This window comes from Aeromicrobium erythreum, from assembly GCF_001509405.1.
GTDB classification, from domain to species: domain Bacteria; phylum Actinomycetota; class Actinomycetes; order Propionibacteriales; family Nocardioidaceae; genus Aeromicrobium; species Aeromicrobium erythreum.
On the sequence record NZ_CP011502.1, the window covers coordinates 3,540,852 to 3,564,832 of the forward strand.

Here is a 23,981-nt window from a genome sequence, read left to right on the forward strand (position 1 = left end):
TCAGATGATGCTGCCGACGTCGTCGCGGACGATGCGGCTCATGGCCCGCTCGGCGACGGCGGCGATCGTCATCGACGGGTTGCACGCCGCGGCCGAGCCGGGCAGCAGCGCGCCGTCGAGGACGTAGAGGCCCCGCTGCCCCTTCACCCGACCCTCGTGGTCGCAGGCGTCGCCCATGTTCATGCCACCCATCGGGTGCCACGTGGACGGGACGAGGGCGTTCGTGTCGACCAGCAGCGTGTCGAGGCCGGCGATCGCCGCCACCCGCGGGGCGATCGCCTTCGTCTGCAGGTCACGATCGCCCTCGTAGCGCCACGACAACGCCACGTCGTCGGTGAGCGGGTTGTAGACGAAGCGCCCGCGCTCGCGACTGACGCCGTAGGCGACCATCATCGTGCTGCGCAGGTCGAGGTCGAGGCCGGCGATGCCGACCGGCGGGATGGAGGCCTGGATCACCGTGTTCGCGGTGGCGGGGTCCGACCAGTCCTTGCTGCCGAACACGACCGGACCACCCTGCGGGGTCGGGAAGCCCCCGAGCAGGCTGGTCCAGACGTAGATGCGGTCGGCGTTCGTCCCGAAGCCGCGGCCGGTGGCGTCGGGCAGGTCCGGGATCCGCCCCGTCGCCTTCGCCCGCACCAGCATGCGGCTGGTGCCGCCGCTGCCCGCGCCCATGACCAGGGTGGGGGTCGTGATCACCTGCTGCTCGAGAGGCGTGCCCCGCTCGTCGGTCCGGGTGAGCTCCACCTGCCAGGCACCCGTCGAGGTACGTGCGACGGCGTCGACGCGGTGCAGCAGCCGCACCTCGAGCAGGCCGGTCGCCTCCGCGGCCCTGAGGTACGTGACGTCGAGCGACTGCTTCCCGCCGTTGTTGACCCCGAATCCCAGGTCGCCGTTCGTGTACGACGGCTTCATCTCACCCTTCAGCTCGCGCAGGGCGAAGCTCCAGTCGATCGGCATCGGGATCCGCTCAACCTCGAAGCCGGCCGCCTCCGCCCGACGCTTGAACTCGCGCGAGGTCGCGTAGTTCGGGCTCTCGACCAAGGCGTCGGGGGCGGTCGCCACGCTGAGCATCCGGGCCACCGTGCGGTAGTGACCCGCCATCTCGTCGTAGTCCAGGGCGGCAGGGAACTCGTGCTCGAAGACCGCACGGGACGGCTGCAGCGACATGCCCTGGTAGGTGAGCGAGCCACCGCCGTAGCCCACGCCGCTCATGATCGACATCGTCGGGCCGAGGAGCGTGTTGAAGAGGCCGGCGTAGGGCGCGAGCGACACCGGGCGACCGAAGAGCCGGGGCGCGGAGCCGTAGAAGAGTGCGCGCTGGTCGATCGTCTTGACCGTGGGGAACGTGTCGCTGTTCGGTCCGCTCGGCCACCGACGACCCTGCTCCAGCAGCGTGACGGGCACCCCCGCCTGGGTCAGACGCAGTGCCGTGACGGCACCACCGAAGCCGGAGCCGATGATCACGACCCGACGTTGCTCACGGGTCAGGCGAACCCTCGCCGACGCGGGGCGTGCGCTGGCCCCGATGGTGGCCGCCACGGCCGCGACCCCTCCTGCGGCGAGGACGGTGCGACGGGAGGCGGCGGACGGCGTGCTCTGGCTCACAGCGGACATGCAACGAAGGTTTACACCTGTCTCGTTTGTGCGGTCAACCCCTGATCCATGCGCGTCTAGCATGGTGCGATGACGCCCGGGACCGCGCAGCGCGCCGACGCCGTGCGCAACCGCCGGGCCATCCTCGACGCCGCCGGCCGCCTGCTCCTCGAGCACGGGGACCTGTCCATGAGCGAGCTCGCCCGCGCCGCAGGGGTCACGCGTCCGACGCTGTACCGGCACTTCCCCGACCGCGAGCACGTGCTCGACGCGCTCGCCCGCGACCTCGGCCCGTTGGTCGTGGCCCGCCTGCTGGAGACCTTCGAGGGACTGCCGCTCGCCGACGCGCTCGACCGGCTCGCGGGCGACGTCGTCGACGTCGCCCGGCAGCACCGCGAGCTGCTGGACGCCGGCCACCGACAGCTGCACGAGCTGGCCCGGCTGATCGTCCCCGGCGAGCCGATCGCCCGCCTGCTCGAGGAACGACGCACCTCCGGAGAGCTGCACCCCACGCTCGACGTCGACTGGCTCGCGCGCTGCATCCGGGCGTTGTGCCTCACGGCCATCGACGACACCCGCGACGCGGACGTGGTGCGGGCGGACCTCGCCCGCGCACTCCGGGCCGTGACGTCGTAGCCCAGGCTCACCGACCCGACGCGAACCGGGCCGGGGTCGTGCCGACCGTGCGGCGGAAGTGGCGGGTCAGGTGCGCCTGGTCCCAGAACCCCGCCTCGACGGCCGTCTCGGCCACGGAGGTCCCGCGCAGCAGGAGCCGTCGGGCCGTGTCGACCCGCCGACCGACGAGGTAGCGGTGCGGCGCGATGCCGTAGGTCTGCGTGAAGGTGCGGGCCAGGTGGGCCGGCGAGCGGCCGAGCAGGCGACCCGCCTCCTCGAGGCTCAGGCCGTCGGTGACGTGGGCGTCGAGCAGGTCGCGCAGCGCTCCCGCGGACGGCGCGTCCGAGGCGTCGGCACCCGCGTCGTGGCGCAGGACGACGTCGCGCAGCCCCAGCAGCAGCGACTCCGACTGCCACGCGTCGGCCGGTCCGTCGAGCACCGCGTGTAGCTCCTCCACCAGCCCCCGCGCCCGCGGCACGACGGGCTGGTCGACAGCGCGACCGGTCATGGTCGGCGGCAACCAGTCGGCCTCGAGGTAGAGCACCCGCTTGCGGAACCCCAGGCCGTCTCGCGCCGACCTGCCGTCATGGGCGACGTGCGGGGGCAGCAGGCTCACGCGTCGCTGCGGCGACGTGCGGGGGTGACGGTCGAGGTCGTAGGTCACGCAGCCCTCGTCGACCAGCAGCACCGTCCACGTGTCGTGGGTGTGCGCGGGGTACGCGTGGCCGGTCATCGTCGCGTGGAAGACCTCGCGCACGAGCGGCACGTCCGGCGCCCACGCCCGCACTCGCTCGACCATGCTCGGAACGTACAAGACGGGAGGTCGTCACGGGGCACATCGTGATGGACATGGAAGAGAACCGCTTCGACACCAAGATCGCCGTCGTCCTGCGCGACGACCTCCTGCCCTGGCAGGAGCTCAACGTGACCGCGTTCCTCATGAGCGGCATCGGCGCGAACCCCGAGCTGCTCGGCGAGCCGTACGAGGACGCCGACGGCCAGCGCTACCTGCCGCTTCTGCGTCAGCCGGTCGTCGTGCTCAGCGCCGATGCCGCGACCCTCGCGCGCGTGCACGCGAAGGTCGTGACCCGGGGCCTGCCGCTGGCCGTCTACACCCACGACATGTTCTCGACCGGTCACGACGCCGCCAACCGCGCGACGGTGGCTGCCGTGCCGACCGCCGAGCTCGACCTCGTCGGCATCGCGGTGCACGGTCCGAAGAACCCCGTCGACAAGGCCCTGAAGGGCACGCGGCTGCACGACTGACGGGCATACGCGCAGGGCCCGCGGCGTTGCTGCCGACGTGGACGTCCTGCAGAGCGTGGTCATCGGTGCCGGCCAGGCGGGACTCTCGGCGTCGTACCACCTGGCCCGACGGGGCGTCGAGCACGTCGTCCTCGACGCCGACGACGCACCGGGCGGGGCCTGGCAGCACCGGTGGGACGCGCTCACCATGGCCGACGTGCACGGGGTGGCCGAGCTTCCCGACGCCCCGATGGAGGAACCGCTGGGCCCCGAGCGCGCGAACGTCTTCGTCCCCGCGTACTTCGCGGCCTACGAGCGGGAGCACCACCTGCCCGTCGAGCGGCCGGTCGCCGTGCAGCGCGTCACGTCCGAGGGCGACCTGCTGGTCGTGACCGCGGGCGACCGGGAGTGGCGCACCCGCACCCTCGTGAACGCGACGGGCACGTGGCGCCGCCCGTTCGTGCCCCGCTACCCCGGTCAGGAGCTGTTCCGCGGCGAGCAGCTGCACACCGTCGACTACCCCGGGCCCGAGCACTTCCGCGGGAAGCGGGTGCTGGTCGTCGGCGGGGGCGCGTCGGCCGTGCAGTTCCTCGGCGCGCTCCGGCCGATCACCGACACCCTGTGGGCGACGCGACGCGAGCCCGTGTGGCGCACCGAGCCTGGGGGCACCTCCCGCTTGCGGGGGATCGATCCTGAGGCGGGTCGCGAGGCGGTGGCCCTGGTGGAGGAGCGCGTGCGGGCCGGGCTGCCGCCGCGCAGCGTGGTGAGCGTGACCGGCCTGATGCTGCGCGAGCAGGAACGGGAGGCCGAGCGGCTCGGCGCCTACGAGCGGCTGCCGATGTTCGACCGGCTCGTCCCGGACGGCGCGGTGTGGGACGGCCCCCCGGCGGGGGTGCCGGGCCGTGGGCGGCGGGGCGCCCCGGCGGGGTGCCGGGCCGTGGGCGGCGGGGCGCCCCGGCGGGGTGCCGGGCCGTGGGCGGCGGGGCGCCCCGGCGGGGGTGCCGGGCCGTGGGCGGCAGACGGAACAGTTCGAGCGCGTCGACGTCGTGCTGTGGGCCACCGGCTTCCGCCCCGACGTCGACCACCTCGCACCGCTGCACCTGCGCTCCCCGCGCGGCGGCATCCAGCTGGGCGCCACGCTGGCGAGCTCGACGACCGCCGTCGCCGACCCCCGCGTGCAGCTGGTCGGCTACGGGCCGTCGGCGTCGACGATCGGTGCCAACCGAGCCGGCCGGGCCGCCGCGAACGCGGTGGTGCGGACGCTCAGCGCTCGCGCTGACGCTTGAGCGACCACGGCTCGAGGTGCTCGTAGCCCTTCACCGACACGCGCCGCGTGCGCCGCAAACGGAACTCCTCGTGGTCGAGCAGCTCGGCGAGCTCGGCGTCCACGAGCACGCGCGCGGGGCGCGCCACGGACGTCAGGCGTGCCGCGATGTTGACCGTCGAGCCGAACACGTCGCCCAGACGCGCGAGCACCGGGCCGTGGGCGAGCCCGACGCGGACGTCGGGGAACTGCTCGTCGGCCTCGGCCCGCTCCACCAGCTCGAGCGCGAGGAGGGCACCCTCCGTCGGGTCGTCCACGGTGAACAGCGCCTCGTCCCCGATCGTCTTGATCACCTGCCCGCCGTGCTGCACGACCAGCTCGGTGACGACCCGCTCGAACCACTCGACCATGGCGCCCAGTGCGCGGGGACTCATCTGCCGGCTGCGCGACGTGTAGCCGACGATGTCGACGAAGCCGACCACGAGCTGGCGTTCGGTCTCCGAGCGCACGTCGCGCAGCGCGATCCGCGAGGCGGTCGCGAGCAGGTGCCGACGCCAGACGTAGCCCTGCACCTCCTCGACCATCGGGATCACCTCGGCGAGCACGTCGAGCGGCGGCTGCTCGCCGTCCTCGGCGGTCTGCAGCACGCCCAGCAGCAGCCTCGTCTGCCAGTCCGCGAGTCGGGCGAACGTGCGGCCGAGGGAGCGGACGAACTGCGGGAGCCGGTCCTCCTCGAGCACGCCGAGATCGATGAGCCGCTTCGTCACCCGCAGCGCCTCGACGTCGGCCTCGGTGAACGCCACGCGGTCGTCCTCGACCTCCGGGAAGCCGAGGTAGCGCCACAGGCTGTTGGCGAGGTCGAGGTCCATGCCGGCCCGGTCGGCGACCTCCCGCTGGGTCAGCGTCGGGGCGCTGTCGAAGAGGTACTCGCCGGCGACGTCGATGAGCAGGCTCGGGTCGAACGCGGACTGTCCCGCGTGCTCGTTCATGCCAGGAAGGATAGGTCCAGATCGACGGCCCTGGGGCAGCCGAGCAGGGCCAGGGTGGAGTCGAGCTCGGCGACCAGCTGCTCCAGCACCGCCTGGGCGCCCGCGCGACCGCCGCGCGCGAGACCCCAGAGGACCGGACGGCCGACGAGCGCGGCGTCTGCACCGAGGCAGAGCGCCTTCGCGACGTCCCAACCGCGACGGATCCCACCGTCCACCAGCACCGCGGCCCGCCCCGCCACCGCGTCGACGACCGGCGGCAGCGCCTCGGCCCCGGTGAGCACGGTGTCGAGCTGACGGCCGCCGTGGTTCGACACGATCACGCCCGCCGCCCCGACGTCGACGGCTCGCTCCGCGTCGTCGGGGCGCAGGATGCCCTTGAGCAGCAGCGGCATGCCGGCCGCCTCGGCGAAGGCGTGCACGTCGTCCCAGGTGAGCGTCGGGTCGTGCATCGCGAAGATCTGCTCGGTGGTCAGCGGGGTGCCGCCCGGGTTGAGCGCGATGGGGTGCGTGATGCTGAACCCGGTGCGCTTGTCACGCTCGCGCCAGCCGGCCACCGGGAAGTCGACGGTGAGCACGAGCGCCTCGTAGCCCGACTCCCGCGCTTCGGCGACGAGGTCGAGCGAGACCTGCCGGTCCTTGAACACGTAGAGCTGGAACCAGCGGTCGGGACCGGCCACCTCGGCCACGTCGCGCGGCGCCGTGGTGGTCTGCGACGACAGGACGAACGTCGACCCGGTGGCCGCAGCGGCCTGCGCGGTGCCCCGCTCGGCGTCCTCGTGGGCGTGCCGCTGGTAGGCCATCGGCGCGACGACGAGCGGGTGGGCGCGACGTCGGCCGAGCAGCTCGACCGACAGGTCACGCGCGCCGACGTCGACCAGCACCCTCGGCGCGAGCTTGACCTGCGACCAGCTGGTCTCGTTGGCGCGCAAGGTCAGCTCGTCGCCTGCCCCTCCCGCGAAGTAGCCGTACGCGCCCGCGCCGAGCAGGCCCTCGAGGTCGTCCATGGGGCGAGACTACGCCGCGCGGAAGCGATGCTTGATGCGTGATGCGTCTTCGGGCATGCTAGATCTATGCGCACCACTCTCAGCGTCGATCCTCGCGTGCTGGCCGTCGCGCGCGCTCGTGTCGCCGCGGGTCTGGACGCGAGCATCGGCGAGGCCGTCTCCGCCCTCGCCCTGGCGGGGATCGAGTCCACCCAGGTCCGCTCCGATCCCGAGCCGTCGACGAGGAACGGCATCGTCCTGATCCCCTCCGACCCCGGCGCCCCGGTCGTGACCGACGAGATGGTCGCCGACCTGCTCGACGAGGAGTGAGATGGACCTCCCCGACGTCAACGTCCTGCTGGCGCTGACCCTGCGGGAGCACGTGCACCACGAGTCCGCCCAGGGCTGGCTCGAGACGGTCCAGACCTTCGCGACGACGCCCGTCACCGAGGCCGGACTCGTCCGGCTCTCGATGAACCGGGCGCTCACGGGTGCTGCGGCATCGATCGACCTGAGCCTGGCCGCGCTCCGCAGCATGAGGGCCCATCCGCGCGCCGTCTTCCTCCCCGACGACGCCACGCTGGCGGAGCCGCACGTCGAGCTGACCGGCCTCGTCGGGCATCGCCAGGTGACGGACCTGCACCTGCTCAACCTCGCCGCGCTGCACGACGCACGCCTGGTCACGTTCGACACGAGGCTGGCACCCACGCTCCAGCCGGCGGACCGCGACCGCGTGCTGACGCTCGCCTGAGTCAGCTCCGGAAGCGGGCGAGGAACGCGGCGGTGCGCGGGTCGCGCGGTGCGTCGAACAGCTGCTCCGGGGGGCCGATCTCGACGATCTCGCCGTCGGCGAGGAACGCCACCACGTCGCTCGCCTCGCGGGCGAACGCCATCTCGTGCGTCGCCATCACGACCGCGATGCCGTCGGCGCGCAGGCCCTTGACGACGTCGAGCACCTCGCCCACCAGCAGCGGGTCGAGAGCCGACGTGATCTCGTCGAGGAGCAGCACCTCAGGGTCCATCGCGAGCGCACGGGCGAGCGCGACCCGCTGCTGCTGGCCGCCGGAGAGCGCGTCGGGGTAGGCGCCGGCCTTGTCCGCCAGACCCACCCGCTCCAGCAGCGCGAGCGCCCGCTCGCGCGCCGCCTGCCGCGAGACCCCCGCCGCGCGCGTCGGGGCGAGCACGAGGTTCTGCAGCACGCTCAGGTGCGGGAAGAGGTTGTAGGCCTGGAACACGATGCCCACGCGGCGTCGCACGCCGTCGACGTCGACCCGCGGGTCGGTCACGTCCTGCTCGGCGCCCGACTCGTCGGCCAGCCACACCGTACCGTCGTCGACGGTCTCCAGGAGGTTGAGGCAGCGCAGCAGGGTCGACTTGCCGCTCCCGGACGCCCCGATGAGGCAGACCACCTGACCCGGCTCGACCGTGAGGTCGATGCCACGCAGCACCTCGGTGCCGTGGTAGCTCTTGCGCAGCTGCTCGATCCTGAGCATCAGAGCCCTCCTGCCTCGCGGCGCATGCTGCGGACGGTCAGCCAGTCCGCCAGCCGGGCCAGGACGATGGTCGCGGCGATGAACAGCACCGCGGCGACCACCAGTGGCGTGAACACGAAGTCGCGGTTGGAGATGATGTTGGCCTGCCGCAGCGCCTCGACCAGGCCGATGACCGACAGCAGCGCGGTGTCCTTCTGCAACGACACGAAGTCGTTGAGCAGCGGCGGCGTCACCCGGCGCAGGGCCTGCGGGAGCACCACGTGGCGCAGGGTGCGTCCGTACGACAGGCCGAGCGCGCGTCCGCTGGCCCACTGCGTGGGGTGCACGGACAGGATGCCGGCGCGGATCACCTCCGCCACGTAGGCGCCGTAGCTGAGGGTCAGGGCGATGACGCCGAGCCAGAACAGGCTGGTCGGGGCGCCCGCGAGGTCGAGGGCCGGGACGCCGAACCCCACCAGCAGGACGACGAGCAGCGTCGGCGTGCCCCGGAAGACGTCGGTGTAGATCGTCGCCAGCAGCCGCAGCGGCGCCATCGCCGGCGACGGCACCACGCGGACCACGGCGACCACCAGCGCGACGACGAGGATGAACACCTCGCACACCACGAACAGCCGGACGTTCAGCCAGAACGCCTCGGTGATCGGGCCGACCGAGTCCTTCGCGTCCTGCCAGTCGAAGAAGGTGCGCTGGACCCGGTCCCAGCCGGGTGAGCTGACGACGCCGAGCAGGAGCAGGCCGAGGACGACGACGGTCGAGACCGCGGCGACCGACCCACGGCGCAGCGCCCGGGAGCGGCGGTACCGCTCCCGGGCCTGCTGACGCTCGCTCGGCTGGTGGGTGCTCAGGACTGGCTCAGCTCGGGCACGTCGACCGCGTCGGACAGCCACTGCTGCTGCAGCTTCTCGAGCGTGCCGTCGTCCTTGAGGGCGTCGACCGCGGCGCTCACGCACGGGGTGAGCTTGGAGTCCTTGTCGAGCAGCAGGCCGAACTCCTCGGACTCACCCGTGCGCGGCTCGAACTGCCCGACGAGCTTCGCGCCGTCGAGCTCGGCGGCGACGAGGTAGAACGCGGACGGCACGTCGGCGATGATCGCGTCGACCTGCCCGTTCTGCAGGGCCTGGGCGGCCTTCGTCGTGTCGTCGTAGACGAGCGGGTCGGTCGTGAGCCCGAGCTGCTGCGTGGCCTCGAGCGACGTGGTGCCGACCTGCGCACCGACCTTGGCGTCCTTGAGGCCCGCGAGGCTCGTGACGTCGGCGTACTTCGAGTCGGCGAGGGTGATGACGCCCTGCTTGGCCTTGTAGTACGGGCTGGAGAAGTCGACGACCTTCTCGCGCTCGCTCGTGATCGAGAACTGGTTGATGTCGAAGTCGAACGACTTCGCGCCGGGCTTGATCGCCTCGTTGAAGCCCTGGGTGACCCAGGTGACCTTGTCGGGCGCGAAGCCGAGCTTCTCGGCCACCGCGCGGGCGACCGCACCCTCGTAGCCCTTGCCGTTCGTGGGGTCGTCGTCAGTGAACCACGGCTCGTAGGCCGGCGAGTCGGTCGCGATGGTCAGCGTGCCGGCCTTGTAGAGGTCGAGGTCGGCAGGCTTGCACTGGTCGAGGGAGACCGAGGCGGAGCTGTCGGACGAGGGCGACTCGTCGGCGGGGGCGCAGGCGGTGGCCAGGGCGAGCGTGGCAGCAGCGGCCGCGAGGGGGGTCAGGCGCATGCCGAGATCGTACGGCGCGCCTCCTGTCAGGAGTCGAAGTGCCCGCTCAGTGGACCGAGGATCGGCTTCCAGTCGCGCACCACGTGCTGGGCGACGAAGCCGGCGGACACGAACGGGTCGGCGGCCACGAGCGACTCGACCTGCTCGCGCGTGTCGGCACGGAAGACGAGCAGCGCCTCGCGACTGCTCGACGCCGGACCGCTCACGAGCAGCTCGGGCAGGTGGGCGAGGTAGTCCCGGTGCTCGGCGCGCAGCGTCGCGAGCTGGTCCTCGGGGGCTCCGTAGGTGTAGGTCACGGCGAAGATCGACATGACCTCAGCGTAGGTGGCACGGTTGCTGTGCAACTGGTTGCATATGTACCCTCGGACGCATGGCCCTGGAGCACGCGATCCTCGTGTCCCTCGCGGAGCGCTCCGGCACGGGCTACGAGCTCGCCCGCCGCTTCGACGCCTCCATCGGCAACTTCTGGAAGGCCAGCCACCAGCAGATCTACAAGGTGCTCGGCCGCATGGAGTCCGACGGCCTCGTGACGTCGGAGGTGGTCGTGCAGGACGGTCGCCCCGACAAGAAGGTGTACGCGATCACCGACGCCGGCCGCGCGGAGCTGGCCCACTTCACGACCGAGCCGTCGGCACCCGAGCCCCTGCGCTCCAGCTTCGCCGTGAAGCTCCGAGCGCTCGAGCACGGCGACCGCGACGCGATCCTCGCCGACGTGCACCGCATGCGGGCCCTCCATGCGGAGAAGCTCGCGTACTACGAGACGAGCGCCGAGCGCTTCTACCCCGACCCGGACGCGCTCGACCCCGCCGACGTGGGCCCGTACCTGGTGCTGCGGGGCGGGATCATCGGCGAGCAGACGGCGCTCAGCTGGTGCGACGAGATCCTCGAGCGGCTCGAAGGGCGCGCACCCCGATGACGAGCACGCAGATCCCGAGCGTCATGGCCGCCGCGATGAGCACGGCGTGCACCCACAGGAACGCCGTCGGGGCGCTGCTCCACGCCTCGCCCGACCACGCCCGGTCGTCGTCGACGATCGCCTTCGCGAACCGCGGCCAGATGACCACGTTGAACACGCCCGCCACGACCAGCACCCACGCCGAGACTCTCGAGATCACAGGACCAGTATGAGCAGCCCGTTCACCCACCAGTTCTCCCAGCCTGGCCACCCGGACTACCCGCACCTGCTGACGCCGCTCGACCTCGGCCACACCACGCTGCGCAACCGGGTGGTCATGGGCTCGATCCACAGCAAGCTCGAGGACCGGCGCAAGGACCTGCCCAAGCTCGCCGCCTACTTCGCCGAGCGCGCGAAGGGCGGCGTCGCCCTGTCGGTCACGGGCGGCTTCTCGCCCAACCGCACCGGCTGGCTGCTGCCGTTCGGCGGCACCATGAACAACCGCTCGTTCGCCGACGCGCACCGCGTGGTCACCGACGCCGTGCACGAGCACGACGGCAAGATCGCGATGCAGATCCTGCACGCCGGTCGGTACGGCTACCACCCGTTCGTGAAGAGCGCGTCGCGGCGCAAGAGCCCGATCAGCCCGTTCCGGCCGCGCGCGTTCTCGGCGCGGGAGATCGACCGCACCGCCACCGACTTCGCGAAGGCCGCGGCCCTGGCGAAGCGCGGCGGCTACGACGGCGTCGAGATCATGGGCTCCGAGGGCTACCTCATCAACCAGATGATCACGGCCCGCACGAACACCCGCGACGACGCGTGGGGCGGCACGGCCGAGAAGCGGATGCGCTTCCCCGTGGAGATCGTGCGGCGTACCCGCGAGCTGGTCGGCGACGACTTCATCGTCATGTACCGCCAGAGCCTGCTCGACCTCGTCGACGACGCGCAGTCGTGGGACGAGACCGTCGAGCTCGCGCTCAAGCTGCAGCAGGCTGGCGTCTCGATCATCAACACCGGCATCGGCTGGCACGAGGCGCGGGTGCCCACCATCGTCACGTCGGTGCCGCGCGCCGCGTTCGTGGCGCACACGGCGCGGCTGCGCGAGGCGCTCGAGGAGCACGACGCGGTCGTGCCGGTCGTCGCCTCCAACCGCATCAACACCCCCGAGGTCGCGGAGGGCATCGTCGCCTCCGGACAGGCCGACCTCGTCTCGATGGCCCGACCGCTGCTCGCCGACCCCGACTTCGTCGCGAAGGCCGCCGAGCGGCGCAGCGACGAGATCATCACCTGCATCGCGTGCAACCAGGCCTGCCTGGACCACACGTTCAAGAACCAGCGCGCCAGCTGCATGCTCAACCCGCGCGCCGGGCACGAGACCGAGCTGGTGCTCCTGCCGACCCAGCGCGCCAAGCGCGTGGCCGTCGTCGGCGCCGGACCCGCCGGCCTGGCCGCCGCCGTCGAGCTCGCCGGCCGCGGCCACCGGGTCGAGCTGTTCGAGGCCGACGAGACGATCGGCGGCCAGTTCAAGCTCGCCGCGCGCATCCCCGGCAAGGAGGAGTTCGTCGAGACCCTCCGCTACTACACCCGCATGCTCGAGGTGCGTGGCGTGACCGTGCACCTCGGCCGTCGAGCCGACGTCGAGGATCTCCGCCCGTTCGAGGAGGTCGTGCTCGCGACCGGCGTCGAGCCTCGCGTGCCGTCGATCCCCGGCCTCGGCTCCGGCGTCGGCCCGACCGTGCTGCGCTACGACGAGGTCGTCGGCGGTGGCGCCGAGATCGGGCACACCGTGGCCGTGCTCGGTGCCGGTGGCATCGGCTTCGACGTGTCGGAGTTCCTGCTGCACGACCCGCACGAGTCGCTCGAGCACTGGATGCAGCGCTGGGGCGTCACGGACCCCGCGCTGGAGCGGGGCGGCCTCACCACGAAGGTGCAGGCACCTCCGCGTCGCCAGGTGTATCTGCTGCAGCGCAAGCACAGCGCGCACGGCAAGGGCCTGGGCAAGACCACCGGCTGGGTGCACCGCCAGACGCTCAAGGACTCCGGCGTCGACTTCGTCGGCGGCGTCACCTACGACCGTGTCGACCGCGAGGGGCTGCACGTGACCGTCCGCTCGAGCGAGAAGGACGACGCCGGCGAGGAGCTCTTGCTCAAGGTCGACACCATCGTCCTGTGCACCGGACAGGAGTCGGTGCGCGACCTCGTCGAGCCGCTCGAGGCGGCCGGCGTGACCACCCACGTGATCGGCGGCGCCGACGTCGCCGCCGAGCTCGACGCGAAGCGCGCCATCAAGCAGGCCACCGAGCTGGCCGCGCGCCTCTGAACCCCGCACCACGAGAGAGGGAGAACACCATGTCCACCACCCCCGGACAGACCACCCAGGTCCGACTCGCCGCCTACCCGGACGGAGAGCCCCAGGACTCCGACTTCGAGACCGTCACCGTCGACCTGCCCGAGCTGCAGGACGGCCAGGTGCTGCTGCGCTCGATCTACCTGTCGCTCGACCCGTACATGCGCGGTCGGATGAGCCAGGCGAAGTCGTACGCCGCCCACCTCGAGCTCGGCGACGTCGTGCTCGGCGGCACCGTGTGCGAGGTGGTCGAGTCGCGCGCCGAGAACCGCAAGCCCGGCGACATCGTCCTCGCCTTCATCGGCTGGCAGACGCACGCCGTCGTCGACGCGCGGCAGATGAAGCGCCTCGACCCGACGGCACCGCCCTTCGACGCCGCGCCGATCTCCACCGCGCTCGGCGTGCTCGGGATGCCCGGGTTCACCGCCTACGCCGGGCTGCTCGAGATCGGCAAGCCCGCCGAGGGTGAGACCGTCGTCGTCGCCGCTGCCGCCGGACCGGTCGGCTCCGCCGTCGGGCAGGTCGCACGGCTCAAGGGTGCGCGGGCCGTCGGGATCGCCGGCGGCGAGGAGAAGGTGCGGCTGCTGCGCGAGCACTTCGGCTTCGACGTCGCCCTCGACCACCGCTCGCCCACGTTCGTCGACGACCTCAAGGCGGCCACCCCCGACGGCGTCGACGTCTACTTCGAGAACGTCGCCGGCCCGGTAGGGGAGGCCGTGCTGCGACGCATGAACACGTACGGTCGCGTGCCGGTGTGCGGGCTGGTCGCCAACTACAACCGCCCGGCCGAGTCGTCGTTCGGGTTCCCGGCGTTCATGGGCGCGGTGCTGGCGAAGAGCCTGACGGTCCGCGGGTTCATCCAGGACGAGTTCGTGCCCACCCACACCGAGGCGTTCACCCGCGAGATGGGCCAGTGGGTCGCGAACGGCGACGTCGCCTACCTCGAGGACGTCGTCGACGGCCTGGAGAACGCGGTCGACGCCTTCCGCGGCCTCCTCACCGGCCGCAACGTCGGCAAGCTCCTCGTGAAGGTCGGCGACGACCCCACCCGCTGACCCCGCCCCCACCGCTGGTCGAGTAGCGGCACGCGCGACGAAGGAGCGCCGTGCCGCGATGGAGCCGTCGCAAGAGGGGCGTAGCCGCGACGGAGCGAGACCACCCGGCAACGGCCCAGCGCGAACCGGCTCCCAGCGTCGGCCTGGAGCGGTCTCGATACGCCTCCCCTCGCTAGCGCTCGTGGAGGCACTCGACCAGCGGCGCGTTCCGCTGGTCGAGTAGCAGCGACGGCGAGCGCCAGCGAGCTCGTCGGTGCGTATCGAGACCACCCGGCAACAGTCCAGCGCGAACCGGCTCCCAGCGTCGGCTTGGAGTGGTCTCGATACGCCTCCGCCAGCTCCTTCGTCGCGGCGTCGACTACTCGACCAGCGGTCTGACCCGCTGGTCGAGTAGCAGGGACGAGCTTGCGAGGTCCCTGCGTATCGAGACCACCCGGCAACGGCCCAGCGCGAACCGGCTCCCAGCGTCGGCTTGGAGTGGTCTCGATACGCCTCCGCCAGCTCCTTCGTCGCGGCGTCGGCTACTCGACCAGCGGTCTGACCCGCTGGTCGAGTAGCAGGGACGAGCTTGCGACGTCCCTGCGTATCGAGACCACCCCGCAACGGCCCGGCGCGAACCGGCTCCCAGCGACGGCTTGGAGTGGTCTCGATACGCCTCCGCCAGCTCCTTCGTCGCGGCGTCGACTACTCGACCAGCGGTCTGACCCGCTGGTCGAGTAGCAGGGACGAGCTTGCGACGTCCCTGCGTATCGAGACCACCCCGCAACAGTCCAGCGCGAACCGGCTCCCAGCGACGGCCTGGAGTGGTCTCGATACACCTCCCCTCGCTGGCGCTCGTGGAGGCACTCGACAAGCGGTGGATTCCGCTGGTCGAGTAGCAGGGACGAGCTTGCGAGGTCCCTGCTCATCGAGACCACCCCGCAACGGCCCAGCGCAGGCCAACCCCCAGCGACGGCCTGGAGCGGTCTCGATACACCTCCCCTCGCTGGCGCTCGTGGAGGCACTCGACCAGCGGCGCGTTCCGCTGGTCGAGTAGCAGCGACGGCGAGCGCCAGCGAGCTCGTCGGTGCGTATCGAGACCACCCGGCAACAGTCCAGCGCGAACCGGCTCCCAGCGTCGGCTTGGAGTGGTCTCGTTACGCCTCCGCCAGCTCCTTCGTCGCGGCGTCGACTACTCGACCAGCGGTCTGACCCGCTGGTCGAGTAGCAGGGACGAGCTTGCGACGTCCCTGCGTATCGAGACCACCCCGCAACGGCCCGGCGCAGGCCGACCCCCAGCGACGGCCTGGGTGGTCTCGTTACGCCTCCCCTCGCTGGCGCTCGTGGAGGCACTCGACCAGCGGCGCGTTCCGCTGGTCGAGTAGTCCGACCACCGGTGGCGGGGGTCAGGCGGCGGCGTCGAGGCGGGCGGCGCGGCTGCCGCGGGGGACGGCGACGCGCAGGACGTTGCGCTCGACCGTGACCTCGGCGGGGGTGGTGGCGGCGATCTCGCCGTCGAGGTTCACCGGCAGCGACTCGTCGGTGACCACCCGCACCCGGCGGGTCGTGAGGTGGTGCACCCGCTCGTGCTCGACGAACCGGCCGCTCTTGAGCAGACGCGCGATCGACACGTGGTCGGCGAGCCGCCCGCGCTCGATGGCGTAGACGTCGAGCAGGTGGTCATCGAGCGACGCGTTCGGCGCGACGGTGTTGCCGCCGCCGTAGTGCCGGCCGTTGCCGACCGCCAGCTGGAGCAGGTCGGTCAGCTCGACCGGGTCGTGGTCGCCGTCGGGGAACTCCAGACGCGCCGCGAACCCGCGGTGCTGGCGGAACGCGCCGAGCGTGGCCACCGGGTACGCGACGGGTCCCAGACGTCGCTTCAGGCCCGGGGTGAGCCGCTCGGTGACGGCGACCGACAGACCGATGGACGCGACGTTGACGAACGCGCGACCGTCGACGCGACCGAGGTCGACGTCGACCACCTCGCCGTCGAGCACCGACGCGACCGCGGCGCCGACGTCGGCCGGGATCTCCAGGGTGCGGGCGAAGTCGTTGGCCGTGCCGAGCGGCAGGACGGCCAGCACCGTCGACGTCCCCGCGACGCGTGCGGCGGCGGCCGAGACGGTCCCGTCACCGCCGCCGACGACGAGGAGGTCCGGCTCGTCGGCCGCGACCCGGTCGAGCGTCTCGACCAGCTCCGCACCCGAGTGGACGGCGTGCGCGCGCACGACGGCGCGGTCCCCGACGAGCCGGGTCGCACGCTCCAGCGCCGAGGCGCCTTGCCGGGCCCCCGTGTTGACCACGAGCTCGACGACGGCGTCCGGGCGGGCGAGGAGGGTGCTGAGATCCATGCACCCCACGCTAGGAACCGTCGATGAGCGGACGATGAGGTCAGGATGTGGATGTCCTCATGATCCGTCTCGACATGCGAAGTTCCTGAGAATCCCTAGCGTGGAGGTACCGGACGCAACCGGTCCGGTACCCAACCGAAAGGAACTGTCATGGGACTCATCACGCTTCTCATCGTCGGCCTCATCGCAGGTCTCCTGGCCCGCGCGATCGTCCCCGGCAACGACTCGATGGGCATCCTCGCCACCATCGTGCTCGGTGTCGTCGGCTCGTTCGTCGGCGGCATGATCGGCGCCCTGTTCTCCTCGCGGAGCGTGCTGGACTTCACGACCAGCGGCCTGATCCTGTCGATCGTCGGCGCCATCGTGGCGCTGCTGATCTACCGCCAGGTCCGCGCGCGCGCCTGACCCGCGACCTCGAGACCCCGCACCGCTCGACGGTGCGGGGTCTCGTCGCGTCCGCGCTCCTGTCGGCGGACGCTGCCATCCTGGCCGCATGAGAGTCCACCTCCTGCGGGCGGTCAACGTCGGTGGAGCGACGCTGCCGATGGCCGAGCTGCGCGAGCTCGCCGCCGACCTCGGCGCGAGCGACGTCCGCACGCACATCGCGTCCGGCAACCTGCTGTGCACCCCGCCCACCGAGCCCGACGTGTTCGACCGTGCGCTGGAGCAGGCGATCGAGGCACGGTTCGGCTTCTTCCGGGAGGTCGTGTCGCGCTCGCCCGACGAGCTGCGCGCCGCACTCGCCGACCATCCGTTCGAGGTGGTCGAGCCCAAGCTGTCGCACGTCTACTTCCTGCTCGACGAGCCGACGCCCGACGCCGTCCGCGCGTTCGAGGCGGAGGACTGGCGCGGTGACGACGTCCGGGTGCTGGGTCGCGACCTGCACGTCCGCTACCGCGACGGCGTGGCCGGCTCGCGGATCACACCGGCGCGCGTGCGGCGACTCCTCGGGCACCACGGCACCGGGCGCAACCTCACCACGGTGCAGAGGCTGATCGACCTCGCCTAGGGTCGGGGCATGCTGCCGTTCCACCAGGTCGACGTCTTCTCCGACACCCTCGGCCTGGGCAACCCGGTCGCCGTCGTGCACGCGGCCGACGACCTCGACGACGCCACGATGGCCGCGTTCGCCCGGTGGACGAACCTCAGCGAGACCACGTTCCTGCTCCGCCCGAGCGACCCGGCGGCCGACTACCGCGTCCGCATCTTCACCCCGGGTCGGGAGCTGCCGTTCGCCGGCCACCCGACGCTCGGCACGGCGCGCGCCTGGCTCGAGGCCGGGGGCGCACCCCGCTCCGCCGACACCCTCGTCCAGGAGTGCGGGGTGGGGCTCGTGCGGGTGCGGCGCGACGGCGAGCGGCTGGCGTTCGCCGCCCCGGACCGCGCCCGCTCAGGACCGGTCGACCCCGCCGAGGTGGCGGCCGTCGTCGCCGCGCTCGGTATGGAAGCGTCCGACGTCGTCGGCGCCCACTGGTGCGACAACGGCCCAGGCTGGATGGGCCTCCTGCTGCGCGACGCCGACCTCGTGCTCGACGTCGACGGTGCGCGCGCCCACCTGCTCGGGGCGTCCGGTGCGCACGACAAGGTCGGGCTGGCCGGGCTGTACGCCGACGGCTCCGACGTGCAGCTCGAGGTGCGCGCGTTCTTCCCCGGCGGCGTCGGCGAGGACCCCGTGACCGGCAGCCTCAACGCCGCTCTCGCCCAGTGGCTCGTCGCCGACGGCGTCCTGCCCGAGCACTACGTCGCCGCCCAGGGCACCTCCCTCGGCCGCCGCGGCCGGGTGCACGTCGACATCGTCGACGACACCGTCTGGGTCGGCGGGCACACCGTCGTCGGCGTGACCGGCACGGTCACACTCGGCCACCTCAGCGACTGACCCTCGCGCGGCTAGCGTGATCCCGTGACCCGCACCTGGCACGCCCTGACCGCCGTCGTCGGACTCGTCGCGCTCGTCGGGCAGACGATCGTGTCGGCCCGCCGCGGCGACGACCTCGTCAACCTGTTCAGCTACTTCACCATCGAGTCGAACATCCTCGTCGTCGTCACGTGCACCCTCCTCGCGCTGCGACCGGACCGGGGCGGGCGGGCGTTCGGGATGCTGCGCCTCGCCAGCCTGACCGGCATCACCGTGACCGGCGTCGTCTACGCCACCGTGCTGGCCGGCAACGTCGACCTCTCCGGTGCCGAGTGGTGGTTCGACAAGGCGTTCCACTACGTCGTCCCGCTGCTGACCGTGGTGGGCTTCGTCGTCCTGCGCCCCCGGACCCGCCTCACGTGGTCGGCGCTCGGCGGTCTCACGTTCCCGGTCCTCTGGCTGGCCTACACGCTCACCCGGGCCGGGGTCGTCCGGCCGACCTTCTCGCTGACCCCGACGACCACCGCTCCCGTGCCCTACGGCTTCCTCGACGCCGGCGAGCTGGGCGCCGGGACCGTCGCGGTCACGTGCGTCGTGCTCACCCTCGTGTTCGTCGCCCTCGGCTCGGCCGCCGTCGCGTGGAGCCGGCGCGGCTGAGGGTCACGACCGGCGTGGCGGCGCGGCGAGCTCGCGCAGCGCGTGCTTCCAGGCCTCGACCACCGACGACGTGCCCGAGCGCGAGCGCAGGATGCCGGCGAGGTGCGCACCGGTGAGCAGGTTGATCGTGAACTGCACCAGGATCGGCGCGCGGGGGTGCGAGGGGCCGACCAGTCGGATGACGCTGCGGTGCACCGTGTCGTAGATGCGCTCCTGCATCGGCACCAACGACTCCCGCAGGTCGTCGTCGGTGCGCGCGGCGACCCACAGCTCGAGCAGCACCGCGAAGGCGGGCGAGCGAAGCTCCGTCCAGACGAGGTCGACGACGTCGTTCCACCCGGCGGGCGCCGACGCGTCGTCCGCCGCAGCCGACAGCTTCAGCCGGCGCTCCACCACGTCCTCGACGACACCCGCCATGAGCAGGTCGCGGGTCGGGAAGTGGTGCAGCAACGTGCCCCGCGCGACCCCGGCGCGCTGCTGGACGTCGCCGACGGTCGCCGCCCCGTAGCCGCCCTCGAGCAGGCTCTCGTACGCCGCCTCGAGGAGGCGTTCGCGCGTGGCCACGGACCGCCGCTGCTGGGGCCTGCGGGCGGTCGGCATGGCGGCGACCCTACCCGTCATCACGGGACCTGGCACGAGACTCCAGTTTTCGGTCCGGACTTCCGTTCGACCTGACCACCGCGGTGACCCGACCTACGCTGGACGGGTGAACGGCTCGAGGACGCCCGGCAGCGCCGACGTCGACCGGCTCGCGGCCCTCCTCGACGGTCGACGCTCGCTGGTGCTCACGGGCGCCGGCGTCTCGACCGACTCCGGCATCCCCGACTACCGCGGCCCCGACCGGCTCGTCGTGCCGACGCCCATGACGATCCAGCAGCTGCGCTCGAGCCCGGAGGCGGTGCAGCGCTACTGGGCCCGCGCGCACCTCGGCTGGTCGCGCATGGGCCACGCCGAGCCCAACGCGACGCACCACGCGCTCGTGCAGTGGCAGCGCGACGACCGGCTCGTCGGGCTCATCACCCAGAACGTCGACGGCCTGCACGAGCGCGCCGGCCACCGCGACGTCGTCGACCTGCACGGCCGGGTCGACCGGGTGGTCTGCATGGACTGCGGCGACCGCACTCCCCGCGAGGCGGTGCAGGCCCGGCACGACCGGCTCAACCCGGGCTGGAGCGCCCAGACGGTGGTGCACGGACCCGACGGCGACGTGCAGCTCGACGACACGAGCGACTTCGTGGTGGCGCCGTGCCTGGTGTGCGGCGGACGGCTGCGTCCCGACGTCGTGTTCTTCGGCGACTCCGTGCCGAAGCCGCTCGTCGAGCACTGCTTCGAGCTGGTGGCGCGCGCCGACGTCCTGCTCGTGCTGGGCTCGAGCCTGCAGGTCATGAGCGGCCTGCGGTTCGTCCGCCGGGCCGCCGCACTCGGCACCCCGGTGGTGATCGTGAACCGTGGCAACATCCGGGGCGACCACCTGGCGGACCTGAAGCTGGATGCTGGATGTGCTGAGACGCTCGGCGCTCTCGCGGTACCTTTCGCCTGACCTCAGGAAAGGCGACGCCCATGACCACCCTGCCCCCTCAGCCCGCAGCCGCGGCCGGGCCCCCGGCCCCCGCCTACCCGGCAACCCTCACGTTCGCCCTGCCGGAGCGGATCGCCCGCTGGCGGCCGTTCCTGCACTGGATCCTCGCGATCCCGCACTACGTCGTGCTCGGGCTGGTGGGTATCGGCGTGTTCTTCGTGCTGATCGCCGCGTGGTTCTGCGGCGTCGTGCTGGGGAGGGTGCCCGCGCCCCTGCTCGGGTTCCTCGCGATGGCGCTGCGCTACAGCGCGCGGGTCGGGGCGTACGTGTACTTCCTCACCGACCAGTACCCACCGTTCGACCTCTCGGTCGGCACCGCGGACTCCGGGCGCTACCCGCAGGTGCGGTTCGACGTGGTGCCGCAGGTCGACGGGCGCAGCCGGCTCACGATCTTCTTCCGTGCCCTGATGATCATCCCGCACTACGTCGTCCTGTACTTCCTGTCGATCGCGGCGAGCGTGCTGCTGTTCATCGGCTGGTTCGCGGTGGTCTTCACCGCGCGCTGGCCCGAGGGCCTGCGCGACTTCGTGCTCGGCTACCTGCGCTGGAGCCAGCGGGCCTCCGCCTACTACGTCCTGCTGACCGACGAGTACCCGCCGTTCAGCCTCGACTGACGCCGGGGCGGGCGACGAGCACGCGCGCGTCGCCCGCCACCGTCCAGTCCCCCGCCGCGGCAGGCACGGCGAGCACCTCGCCGCGACGCAGCGCCGTCGAGCCGTGGCCGCCGGCCAGCTCCCCGGTGCCGTCGAGCACCACGAGCGCCGCGAAGCCGGCGTCGAGCTCCGCGCCCTCGGTGGCGAGGTCGAGGCGGAAGAACGGGTCCGCCTCGGTGGGCAGCAGCGACGTGAGCGGGCGGGTCGGTCCGTCGAGGTCCGTCCAGGTCGCGACCGAGGCGAGCCGGTCGGGATTCATCGCCTCGTGCCCCAGGGCCTGCATGGCGAGGTCGAACCCGAGGCCGAGGTGCGACTCGTCCCGCGTCGAGGTCGTGACCGACCACTCCAGCAGGATCGAGAAGTCGGTCGGCTCCTGCGCCTCGGCCACGAAGACCCCTGCCCCGATCGCGTGCGGCGTGCCGGCCGGTACCAGGAACGCGTCGCCCCGCCGCACCGGCAGCCGGTGCATGCGCTCGACCATCCAGGTGCCGTCCTGCTCGTCGCGCGCCCGGGCCACGTCCGCGGGGTCGACGTCGCGGTCCCAGCCGAGGTGCACCGCCGCGCCCGGCTCGGCGTCGAGCACGAGCCAGGCCTCGGTCTTGCCGTAGGGGCAGTCGAGGTGCCTCGCGGCGAACGCGCGGTCGGGGTGCACGTGCACGGGCAGCCGCTGCCCGGCGTCGAGCAGCTTGAGCAGCAGCCCCGTGTCGCCAGGCCAGGCGCCCGGGGTGCCGGTCCAGCCGACCGGGTCGTCGGCCACGAGGTCGCGCAGCACGGAGCCGTCCTCGGTCGAGGACAGCCCGAGCGTGGGGTGGCCGTCGCGCGAGACCGTCGCGGCCACCCACTCCTCGGGCTGCCGCGGCGACGTCGTGACCACGCCGCGCAGGTCCGCGATCCGCCGACCACCTCGGTAGAAGTGGTCGATCAGGTTGGGTCGCAGGCGGACCGGCGCGGCGGGCACGAGATCAGCTCAGCAGCCTCAGCCGGACCGTCTCGGGCAGGTCGGCCAGCTCGGTGAGCACCTCCGACGGGACGGCGTCGGCGACATCGGTGACGACGTAGCCCAGCGGGCCGCGGGTCGACAGCGACTGCGCCTCGATGTTGACGTCGTGCTCGCCCAGGAGGCCGTTGATCCGCGCGAGGACACCGGGGGCGTTCTCGTGCACGAGCGCCAGGCGGCACCGCGTGTCGTCGGCCGGGAGGTTCATCTCCGGGAAGTTGACGCTCAGCGACGTGCTGCCGAACGCGGCGTAGGAGCGCAGCTTCGAGGCGACGAAGCGGCCGATGTCCTGCTGGGCCTCCTCCGTCGAGCCGCCGACGTGCGGGGTGAGGATGACGTTGGGGATGCCGCGCAGCTCGGACTCGAACGGGTCGCCCTGGCGCTTCGGCTCCACCGGGAACACGTCGAGCGCGGCGCCGGCGATGTGCCCCGACTCCAGGTGCGCCCGCAGGGCGCTCGTGTCGACCGCGATGCCGCGGCTGAGGTTGAGGAACAGGGCGCGCGGCTTCATGAGGCGCATCTGCTCGTCGCCGAACAGGCCGGCGTTGCCCGGGCGGCCGTCGACGTGCAGCGTCACGACGTCGGCCTCGGCGAGCAGCTCCTCCAGCGTCGAGCAGCGCTTCGCGTTGCCGAGGGCGAGCTTGTCGTCGATGTCGAAGAAGATCACCTTGAAGCCGAGCGCCTCGGCCACGACCGACAGCTGGCTGCCGATGTTGCCGTAGCCGACGATGCCGAGCGTTCGACCGCGCACCTCGTGGCTGCCGGCGGCCGACTTGTTCCACACACCGCGGTGCATGTCGGTCGACTTCTCGTGCAGCCGCCGGGCCAGGGAGATGATCTCGGCGATCGCGAGCTCCACGACCGAGCGGGTGTTGGAGTAGGGCGCGTTGAAGACGGCGATGCCCCGCTGCGTCGTGGCCTCGAGGTCGATCTGGTTCGTGCCGATGCAGAACGCGCCGATGGCGATCAGGTCAGGAGCGGCGTCGAGCACGCGCGGCGTGATGTAGGTGGTGGAGCGGATGCCCAGCAGGTGCACGCCCTGGATGGCCTCGATCAGCTCGTCCTCGCCGAGCGCGCCGGCGTTGGTCTGCACGTCGTAGCCCTTGCCGCGCAGGAAGTCGCGGCCGTCGGCGTGGATGTTCTCGAGCAGCAGCACCTTCACGTCGGCGTCGTCGAGCGTCGTGGGCGTCTGGGTGGCGAGTGCGTTCACGGTCATCATCATGGGGGATTCCTCCGGTCAGCGTGGTGGGGGCTGACGCGGGGCCCAGGCGAACGGTCCCTTGTCGGGTGCTGCAGTCGATGCGGTGCCGGGCTCCCTGGTGGATGTCCACCTCAACGCCAGTCGCGCCGACGACCCCAGACTACCGGGTCGTGGACGGCCCCCGTTCAGACGACGACCACGGCGAGACGGTCGTCGACCGCGAACTCCTCGTTCACGATCCAGCTGATCTCGAGCGTCACGCGGTCGAGGTCCTGGAGGTCGCGCTGCCACCAGCGGCGCCGCCTCGAGGGCAGGCCCAGGGCCGTGCGGTCGCTGAGCCGCAGAGCCCAGGGCGGCTCCAGCGCGTGTCCCAGGTAGGACGTGATCAGGATGCTGCGGGTGCTCTCGTCCCAGCGTCCGTCGGGCGGCGCCTGGATGCCCCACCGCGTCGGGTCGAGGAACCGCTCGGTCAGCGCGCGTCCGACGGCGTCGGCCTCGGCCGGGGTCGGCGCGCGGCGCACG

28 protein-coding genes are annotated in these 23,981 nt (G+C 72.2%); 14 read left to right on the plus strand and 14 right to left on the minus strand.

All coding sequences use genetic code 11. The features are described from left to right. Window positions 1–1,614: a GMC oxidoreductase gene (locus Aeryth_RS16705; RefSeq protein ID WP_067860943.1), complete on the minus strand. Its 1,614-nt coding sequence runs from the start codon at window positions 1,612–1,614 to the stop codon at window positions 1–3. A gap of 69 nt (window positions 1,615–1,683) precedes the next feature. On the opposite strand from Aeryth_RS16705, the gene Aeryth_RS16710 reads away from it, so the two are divergent. Beyond that, a complete protein-coding gene (locus Aeryth_RS16710; protein ID WP_067860945.1) occupies window positions 1,684–2,229 on the plus strand; it encodes a TetR/AcrR family transcriptional regulator in 546 nt (181 codons plus the stop codon). A 7-nt stretch (window positions 2,230–2,236) separates the two neighbouring features. Here Aeryth_RS16710 and Aeryth_RS16715 read toward each other — a convergent pair whose 3' ends face one another. Continuing rightward, window positions 2,237–3,007: an AraC family transcriptional regulator gene (locus Aeryth_RS16715; RefSeq protein ID WP_067860947.1), complete on the minus strand. Its 771-nt coding sequence runs from the start codon at window positions 3,005–3,007 to the stop codon at window positions 2,237–2,239. 50 nt (window positions 3,008–3,057) lie between these two features. On the opposite strand from Aeryth_RS16715, the gene Aeryth_RS16720 reads away from it, so the two are divergent. Next, the gene (locus Aeryth_RS16720; RefSeq protein ID WP_236749769.1) at window positions 3,058–3,474 is read left to right on the plus strand and encodes a DUF2000 family protein; all 417 of its coding nucleotides are present in this window, start codon (window positions 3,058–3,060) and stop codon (window positions 3,472–3,474) included. Window positions 3,475–3,511: 37 nt separating this feature from the next. Further along, window positions 3,512–4,732 (plus strand): FAD-dependent oxidoreductase, encoded by a 1,221-nt coding sequence (locus Aeryth_RS16725; RefSeq protein WP_236749770.1) that lies wholly within the window; start codon window positions 3,512–3,514, stop codon window positions 4,730–4,732. Here Aeryth_RS16725 and Aeryth_RS16730 read toward each other — a convergent pair. Both Aeryth_RS16730 and Aeryth_RS16735 read right to left on the minus strand, forming a co-directional pair. Then, window positions 4,717–5,706 carry an adenylate/guanylate cyclase domain-containing protein gene (locus Aeryth_RS16730; protein ID WP_067860951.1) on the minus strand — a complete coding sequence of 330 codons (990 nt, stop codon included), beginning with the start codon at window positions 5,704–5,706 and terminating at the stop codon, window positions 4,717–4,719. The genes Aeryth_RS16725 and Aeryth_RS16730 overlap by 16 nt on opposite strands. Next, window positions 5,703–6,710 carry an alpha-hydroxy acid oxidase gene (locus Aeryth_RS16735; RefSeq protein WP_067860953.1) on the minus strand — a complete coding sequence of 336 codons (1,008 nt, stop codon included), beginning with the start codon at window positions 6,708–6,710 and terminating at the stop codon, window positions 5,703–5,705. The genes Aeryth_RS16730 and Aeryth_RS16735 overlap by 4 nt, the downstream gene beginning before the upstream one ends. Window positions 6,711–6,776: 66 nt before the next feature. Here Aeryth_RS16735 and Aeryth_RS16740 point away from each other — a divergent pair, with 66 nt between their 5' ends. Beyond that, the gene (locus Aeryth_RS16740) at window positions 6,777–7,019 is read left to right on the plus strand and encodes a hypothetical protein (protein WP_067860955.1); all 243 of its coding nucleotides are present in this window, start codon (window positions 6,777–6,779) and stop codon (window positions 7,017–7,019) included. A gap of 1 nt (window position 7,020) precedes the next feature. Next, window positions 7,021–7,440, plus strand: coding sequence for a TA system VapC family ribonuclease toxin (locus tag Aeryth_RS16745; RefSeq protein WP_067860957.1), 420 nt, complete (start codon window positions 7,021–7,023; stop codon window positions 7,438–7,440). 1 nt (window position 7,441) lies between these two features. Here the strand turns inward: Aeryth_RS16745 and Aeryth_RS16750 are convergent, their stop codons facing one another. Genes Aeryth_RS16750 through Aeryth_RS16765 form a run of 4 tightly spaced genes read right to left on the minus strand, consistent with a single transcriptional unit; the run spans window position 7,442 to window position 10,201 of the window. Then, on the minus strand, window positions 7,442–8,182 hold the full coding sequence (locus Aeryth_RS16750; RefSeq protein ID WP_083516526.1) for an amino acid ABC transporter ATP-binding protein: 741 nt from the start codon (window positions 8,180–8,182) through the stop codon (window positions 7,442–7,444). Next, complete coding sequence (locus Aeryth_RS16755) at window positions 8,182–9,069, minus strand: amino acid ABC transporter permease (protein ID WP_236749771.1); 888 nt, start codon at window positions 9,067–9,069, stop codon at window positions 8,182–8,184. The genes Aeryth_RS16750 and Aeryth_RS16755 overlap by 1 nt, the downstream gene beginning before the upstream one ends. Beyond that, complete coding sequence (locus tag Aeryth_RS16760; protein WP_067860959.1) at window positions 9,024–9,890, minus strand: ABC transporter substrate-binding protein; 867 nt, start codon at window positions 9,888–9,890, stop codon at window positions 9,024–9,026. The genes Aeryth_RS16755 and Aeryth_RS16760 overlap by 46 nt, the downstream gene beginning before the upstream one ends. A gap of 26 nt (window positions 9,891–9,916) precedes the next feature. Continuing rightward, window positions 9,917–10,201 (minus strand): YciI family protein, encoded by a 285-nt coding sequence (locus Aeryth_RS16765; protein WP_067860961.1) that lies wholly within the window; start codon window positions 10,199–10,201, stop codon window positions 9,917–9,919. A gap of 59 nt (window positions 10,202–10,260) precedes the next feature. Between Aeryth_RS16765 and Aeryth_RS16770 the strand changes: the two genes are divergently transcribed. Beyond that, window positions 10,261–10,806 (plus strand): PadR family transcriptional regulator, encoded by a 546-nt coding sequence (locus Aeryth_RS16770; RefSeq protein ID WP_067860963.1) that lies wholly within the window; start codon window positions 10,261–10,263, stop codon window positions 10,804–10,806. Here Aeryth_RS16770 and Aeryth_RS17480 read toward each other — a convergent pair. Next, window positions 10,754–11,005: an SCO4848 family membrane protein gene (locus tag Aeryth_RS17480; protein ID WP_083516527.1), complete on the minus strand. Its 252-nt coding sequence runs from the start codon at window positions 11,003–11,005 to the stop codon at window positions 10,754–10,756. The two genes, Aeryth_RS16770 and Aeryth_RS17480, sit on opposite strands and share 53 nt — an antisense overlap. Window positions 11,006–11,014: 9 nt before the next feature. On the opposite strand from Aeryth_RS17480, the gene Aeryth_RS16780 reads away from it, so the two are divergent. Both Aeryth_RS16780 and Aeryth_RS16785 read left to right on the plus strand, forming a co-directional pair. Further along, window positions 11,015–13,105: an NADPH-dependent 2,4-dienoyl-CoA reductase gene (locus Aeryth_RS16780; protein ID WP_067860967.1), complete on the plus strand. Its 2,091-nt coding sequence runs from the start codon at window positions 11,015–11,017 to the stop codon at window positions 13,103–13,105. A gap of 29 nt (window positions 13,106–13,134) precedes the next feature. Further along, entirely contained in the window at window positions 13,135–14,187 is a 1,053-nt protein-coding gene (locus Aeryth_RS16785; protein WP_067860969.1) for an NADP-dependent oxidoreductase, read from the plus strand. A gap of 1,385 nt (window positions 14,188–15,572) precedes the next feature. On the opposite strand, the gene Aeryth_RS16790 is transcribed toward Aeryth_RS16785, so the two are convergent. Continuing rightward, window positions 15,573–16,517 carry a lipid kinase gene (locus Aeryth_RS16790; protein ID WP_067860971.1) on the minus strand — a complete coding sequence of 315 codons (945 nt, stop codon included), beginning with the start codon at window positions 16,515–16,517 and terminating at the stop codon, window positions 15,573–15,575. Window positions 16,518–16,667: 150 nt separating this feature from the next. Between Aeryth_RS16790 and Aeryth_RS16795 the strand changes: the two genes are divergently transcribed. From Aeryth_RS16795 to Aeryth_RS16810, 4 genes are all read left to right on the plus strand, one after another. Further along, complete coding sequence (locus tag Aeryth_RS16795) at window positions 16,668–16,922, plus strand: GlsB/YeaQ/YmgE family stress response membrane protein (protein WP_067860972.1); 255 nt, start codon at window positions 16,668–16,670, stop codon at window positions 16,920–16,922. A gap of 88 nt (window positions 16,923–17,010) precedes the next feature. Further along, the gene (locus Aeryth_RS16800) at window positions 17,011–17,526 is read left to right on the plus strand and encodes a DUF1697 domain-containing protein (protein WP_067860974.1); all 516 of its coding nucleotides are present in this window, start codon (window positions 17,011–17,013) and stop codon (window positions 17,524–17,526) included. 9 nt (window positions 17,527–17,535) lie between these two features. Next, window positions 17,536–18,393 (plus strand): PhzF family phenazine biosynthesis protein, encoded by an 858-nt coding sequence (locus Aeryth_RS16805; protein ID WP_067860976.1) that lies wholly within the window; start codon window positions 17,536–17,538, stop codon window positions 18,391–18,393. A gap of 24 nt (window positions 18,394–18,417) precedes the next feature. After that, on the plus strand, window positions 18,418–19,029 hold the full coding sequence (locus tag Aeryth_RS16810; RefSeq protein ID WP_067860978.1) for a Pr6Pr family membrane protein: 612 nt from the start codon (window positions 18,418–18,420) through the stop codon (window positions 19,027–19,029). Between the two features lie 3 nt (window positions 19,030–19,032). Here Aeryth_RS16810 and Aeryth_RS16815 read toward each other — a convergent pair whose 3' ends face one another. Beyond that, window positions 19,033–19,629: a TetR/AcrR family transcriptional regulator gene (locus Aeryth_RS16815; protein WP_067860980.1), complete on the minus strand. Its 597-nt coding sequence runs from the start codon at window positions 19,627–19,629 to the stop codon at window positions 19,033–19,035. Between the two features lie 106 nt (window positions 19,630–19,735). On the opposite strand from Aeryth_RS16815, the gene Aeryth_RS16820 reads away from it, so the two are divergent. Together Aeryth_RS16820 and Aeryth_RS16825 are read left to right on the plus strand one after the other, a co-directional pair. Beyond that, complete coding sequence (locus tag Aeryth_RS16820) at window positions 19,736–20,569, plus strand: Sir2 family NAD-dependent protein deacetylase (RefSeq protein ID WP_067860982.1); 834 nt, start codon at window positions 19,736–19,738, stop codon at window positions 20,567–20,569. A 20-nt stretch (window positions 20,570–20,589) separates the two neighbouring features. Then, window positions 20,590–21,222 carry a DUF4389 domain-containing protein gene (locus Aeryth_RS16825; RefSeq protein WP_067860984.1) on the plus strand — a complete coding sequence of 211 codons (633 nt, stop codon included), beginning with the start codon at window positions 20,590–20,592 and terminating at the stop codon, window positions 21,220–21,222. Here the strand turns inward: Aeryth_RS16825 and Aeryth_RS16830 are convergent. The 3 genes from Aeryth_RS16830 to Aeryth_RS16840 all read right to left on the minus strand — a co-directional run bounded on the left by Aeryth_RS16830 (window position 21,209) and on the right by Aeryth_RS16840 (window position 23,980). Further along, window positions 21,209–22,219, minus strand: a complete 1,011-nt coding sequence (locus Aeryth_RS16830) for a class I mannose-6-phosphate isomerase (protein ID WP_067860986.1) — start codon at window positions 22,217–22,219, stop codon at window positions 21,209–21,211. The genes Aeryth_RS16825 and Aeryth_RS16830 overlap by 14 nt on opposite strands. Before the next feature lie 4 nt (window positions 22,220–22,223). Next, window positions 22,224–23,480, minus strand: coding sequence for a phosphoglycerate dehydrogenase (serA, locus tag Aeryth_RS16835; protein ID WP_067860988.1), 1,257 nt, complete (start codon window positions 23,478–23,480; stop codon window positions 22,224–22,226). Window positions 23,481–23,644: 164 nt separating this feature from the next. Continuing rightward, a complete protein-coding gene (locus Aeryth_RS16840) occupies window positions 23,645–23,980 on the minus strand; it encodes a hypothetical protein (RefSeq protein WP_067860990.1) in 336 nt (111 codons plus the stop codon). Between the last annotated feature and the right edge of the window lies 1 nt (window position 23,981).

Coding starts and splice junctions, on each gene's coding strand:
- Aeryth_RS16765 (WP_067860961.1), bottom strand. CDS start 10,201: ATGTCGATCTTCGCCGTGACCTACACCTACGGAGCCCCCGAGGACCAG.
- Aeryth_RS16805 (WP_067860976.1), top strand. CDS start 17,536: ATGCTGCCGTTCCACCAGGTCGACGTCTTCTCCGACACCCTCGGCCTG.
- Aeryth_RS16770 (WP_067860963.1), top strand. CDS start 10,261: ATGGCCCTGGAGCACGCGATCCTCGTGTCCCTCGCGGAGCGCTCCGGC.
- Aeryth_RS16710 (WP_067860945.1), top strand. CDS start 1,684: ATGACGCCCGGGACCGCGCAGCGCGCCGACGCCGTGCGCAACCGCCGG.
- Aeryth_RS16735 (WP_067860953.1), bottom strand. CDS start 6,710: ATGGACGACCTCGAGGGCCTGCTCGGCGCGGGCGCGTACGGCTACTTC.
- Aeryth_RS16705 (WP_067860943.1), bottom strand. CDS start 1,614: ATGTCCGCTGTGAGCCAGAGCACGCCGTCCGCCGCCTCCCGTCGCACC.
- Aeryth_RS16815 (WP_067860980.1), bottom strand. CDS start 19,629: ATGCCGACCGCCCGCAGGCCCCAGCAGCGGCGGTCCGTGGCCACGCGC.
- Aeryth_RS16785 (WP_067860969.1), top strand. CDS start 13,135: ATGTCCACCACCCCCGGACAGACCACCCAGGTCCGACTCGCCGCCTAC.
- Aeryth_RS16750 (WP_083516526.1), bottom strand. CDS start 8,182: ATGCTCAGGATCGAGCAGCTGCGCAAGAGCTACCACGGCACCGAGGTG.
- Aeryth_RS16790 (WP_067860971.1), bottom strand. CDS start 16,517: ATGGATCTCAGCACCCTCCTCGCCCGCCCGGACGCCGTCGTCGAGCTC.
- serA (WP_067860988.1), bottom strand. CDS start 23,480: ATGATGATGACCGTGAACGCACTCGCCACCCAGACGCCCACGACGCTC.
- Aeryth_RS16795 (WP_067860972.1), top strand. CDS start 16,668: ATGGGACTCATCACGCTTCTCATCGTCGGCCTCATCGCAGGTCTCCTG.
- Aeryth_RS16745 (WP_067860957.1), top strand. CDS start 7,021: ATGGACCTCCCCGACGTCAACGTCCTGCTGGCGCTGACCCTGCGGGAG.
- Aeryth_RS16720 (WP_236749769.1), top strand. CDS start 3,058: ATGGAAGAGAACCGCTTCGACACCAAGATCGCCGTCGTCCTGCGCGAC.
- Aeryth_RS16825 (WP_067860984.1), top strand. CDS start 20,590: ATGACCACCCTGCCCCCTCAGCCCGCAGCCGCGGCCGGGCCCCCGGCC.
- Aeryth_RS16730 (WP_067860951.1), bottom strand. CDS start 5,706: ATGAACGAGCACGCGGGACAGTCCGCGTTCGACCCGAGCCTGCTCATC.
- Aeryth_RS16780 (WP_067860967.1), top strand. CDS start 11,015: ATGAGCAGCCCGTTCACCCACCAGTTCTCCCAGCCTGGCCACCCGGAC.
- Aeryth_RS16740 (WP_067860955.1), top strand. CDS start 6,777: ATGCGCACCACTCTCAGCGTCGATCCTCGCGTGCTGGCCGTCGCGCGC.
- Aeryth_RS16760 (WP_067860959.1), bottom strand. CDS start 9,890: ATGCGCCTGACCCCCCTCGCGGCCGCTGCTGCCACGCTCGCCCTGGCC.
- Aeryth_RS16715 (WP_067860947.1), bottom strand. CDS start 3,007: ATGGTCGAGCGAGTGCGGGCGTGGGCGCCGGACGTGCCGCTCGTGCGC.
- Aeryth_RS16800 (WP_067860974.1), top strand. CDS start 17,011: ATGAGAGTCCACCTCCTGCGGGCGGTCAACGTCGGTGGAGCGACGCTG.